Source organism: Lapillicoccus sp., from assembly GCF_025353065.1.
Taxonomy (GTDB): Bacteria; Actinomycetota; Actinomycetes; order Actinomycetales; family Dermatophilaceae; genus Lapillicoccus.
Genome location: NZ_JANXRJ010000028.1, coordinates 1 through 2,682, shown reverse-complemented (window position 1 = coordinate 2,682; position 2,682 = coordinate 1). Strand labels below are relative to the sequence as shown.

Below are 2,682 nucleotides of genomic sequence, written 5' to 3'. Positions count from 1 at the left end.
GTCCGCGACGACGAGACCGGCCTGGAGTATGCCGGGGCCAAGGGTGCTCGGGGACTCTTCCCGCAGCTGCGCAACCTCGCCAACCCGGCATACCTGCGGATGCTCCTCGAGGTGAAGCGCTTCCACCGCGCCGCCCGGGGGGTGCTGGAGACGCCCGAGGACACCTCGGCCGCCGACGAGACGCTCGCGCAGTTCGTCGAGCGCGTCGGCTTCAGCGACTACTTCGCGACCTATTTCCTCGAGCCCGTCGTCGCCGCCGTGTGGTCCTGCGACCCGGCCGTGGCGCTGCAGTACCCCGCGCGCTACCTCTTCACCTTCCTCGACCACCACGGCATGCTGACCGTCTTCGGCTCGCCCACGTGGCGCACCGTCGTCGGCGGGTCGGCCCGCTACGTCGAGAAGGTGTCGGTCGGCATCCAGGAGATCCGCACCTCGTCGCCGGTCACCTCGGTCCGGGAGACCGCCGACGGCGTCGTCGTCGAGTCCGCGAGCGGGACCGACACCTTCGACGCCGTGGTCATCGCCACGCACCCCGCCACGGCGCTGCGGATGCTCGCCGAGCCGACGGCGGTCCAGAGCGAGATCCTCGGGGCAATGCCCTACAGCGCCAACGTCGCCCAGCTGCACACCGACGAGTCCTTGCTGCCCCGCAGTGCCGGTGCGCGCGCCTCGTGGAACTACCTGCGTCGGCCGGCCGGCACCGAGAGCGGCACCGTCCTGGTGTCCTACGACATGACCCGGCTGCAGCGTCTCGACACGACGGGTCCGCTCGTCACCGATCGCCGATTCATCGTCACCCTCGGTGGCGAGGACCTCATCGACCCCAGCCTCGTCATCGACACCATGCACTACGAGCACCCGCTCTACTCGCCCGAATCCGTTGCGGCACAACGCCGCTTGCCGGAGATCCGGACCGAGCGGCTGGCCTTCGCCGGGGCCTACCACGGGTGGGGCTTCCACGAGGACGGCGCCCTCTCCGGTCTCCGCGCCGCCGAGCACCTCGGCGCCTCGTGGGACGCGCCCCGACGTACCGACCTCACCGAGCGCCCCCTGGTCGCGGTGGAGGACGATCGAGAGATGGCAGCAACATGAGCGACCTGCGGCACGCCGTGGACGTCAGCGACGTGCGGGCCGCCGGCGATCTCGAGACCGAACTCGCCCCGGCGGTCCCTCGCGTCAGCACGCCCCGGATCTATCCCACGACGGTGCGGCACATCCGCCGCGAGCCGGTGCACCACGACTTCACCAACCACAGCTACCAGTGGCTCGTGGACCTCGACGAGCTCCCCGCAGTGGGGCTGCTGGGCCGGCTCGCCAGCTTCGAGGCACGCGACCACCTCGGTGACCCCGGACGCACCCTGCGCGGCAACGTCGACACCTTCCTGGCGACCCAGGGCGTCGACCTCGAGGGCGGACGGGTCCTCATGCTCGCCATGCCGCGGGTGCTCGGCACCGTCTTCAACCCGATCAGCCTCTACTGGTGCCACCGCCGCGACGAGACCCTCGAGTGCGTCGTCGTCGAGGTCCACAACACCTATGGCGACCGGCACGCCTACCTCGTCCGCACCGACGCCGCCGGTCGCGCCCGGACCGAGAAGGCGCTCTACGTCAGCCCGTTCAATGATGTCGACGGGTCCTACGACCTCGTCCTGCCCGAGCCCGACGAGTCCCTCCGGATCTCCGTCGTGCTCCAGCGCGAGGGACGGCCGCCCTTCGTGGCGGTCATGTCTGGTCGCGCCCGGGCCGCGAGCACGGCATACGTGCTCCGGCTCGCGGTGACCCGGCCCGTCGAACCCCTCGCCGTGATGGCGAAGATCCGTCTGCACGGCATTTTCCTCTGGCTCCGCCGACTCCCGGTGCGGCCCCGACCCAGCCACCGACAGGAGGCAGTCCGATGAGCAGCACCTCGATCCCGTCCACTCGCAGAGCCGATCGCGTGACCCCGTTCCCGAGCCAGCCCACGATCGACCGCGCCCAGTGGCCGGACCTCGTGCGGGCGCCCAGCGCGCTGAAGCGGCGGGTCCATGCCAGGATCGCGAAGCGGCTCTTCCTCTCGATCGTGCCGCGGCTGTCCGTGCGCGTCGAGATGCCCGACGGCACCGCGCTGGGTGGGTCGAAGGACGACCCGACCGCGCCCGTCATGCAGCTCGTGCGTCCCGACCGCTTCTTCGCCCGGCTCGGCGCGGACGGTCTCATCGGTTTCGGCGAGTCCTACATGGCCGGTGACTGGGAGGCTCCCGACCTCGGTGGCCTGCTCGCGGTCTTCGCCGAGCAGATGGGCACGCTGGTGCCCGAGCGCCTCCAGAAGCTGCGGGCGTTCTACGTCGCGCGGCAGCCCGGTCGCGAGAAGAACTCGACCGCCAACACACGCTCCAACATCTCGCGTCACTACGACCTGTCCAACGACCTGTTCGAGCTCTTCCTCGACACGACGATGACCTACTCCTCGGCGCTGTTCGAGTCGCCTCAGCGGCAGGGCATCCCGGTCGGGCACGAGCGCGTGACCATCGCCGACGCCCCGGCGACCGACCCGGTCTGGGCCGAGTTCGCCGCGGCCCAGCAGCGCAAGATCGACCGGCTCCTCGACCAGGCCGGGGTCGTCGCGGGCAGCCGCGTCCTCGAGATCGGCACCGGCTGGGGCGAGCTCGCGATCCGCGCCGCGAAGCGCGGGGCGACCGTGCG

Annotated in this window: 3 protein-coding genes; all 3 read left to right on the top strand. The window is 71.0% G+C overall.

Features of this window, described 5'->3' with window-relative positions; all coding sequences use genetic code 11:
• On the top strand, window positions 1-1,092 hold a 1,092-nt coding region (locus Q0R63_RS02050; RefSeq protein WP_295693252.1), incomplete at its 5' end, for an FAD-dependent oxidoreductase.
• Window positions 1,089-1,898 (top strand): DUF1365 domain-containing protein, encoded by an 810-nt coding sequence (locus Q0R63_RS02045; protein WP_295693249.1) that lies wholly within the window; start codon window positions 1,089-1,091, stop codon window positions 1,896-1,898. The genes Q0R63_RS02050 and Q0R63_RS02045, both read left to right, overlap by 4 nt.
• Window positions 1,895-2,682: class I SAM-dependent methyltransferase (locus tag Q0R63_RS02040; protein WP_295693247.1), on the top strand; the 788-nt coding region annotated here is incomplete at its 3' end. The genes Q0R63_RS02045 and Q0R63_RS02040, both read left to right, overlap by 4 nt.

Coding starts and splice junctions, on each gene's coding strand:
- Q0R63_RS02045 (WP_295693249.1), top strand. CDS start 1,089: ATGAGCGACCTGCGGCACGCCGTGGACGTCAGCGACGTGCGGGCCGCC.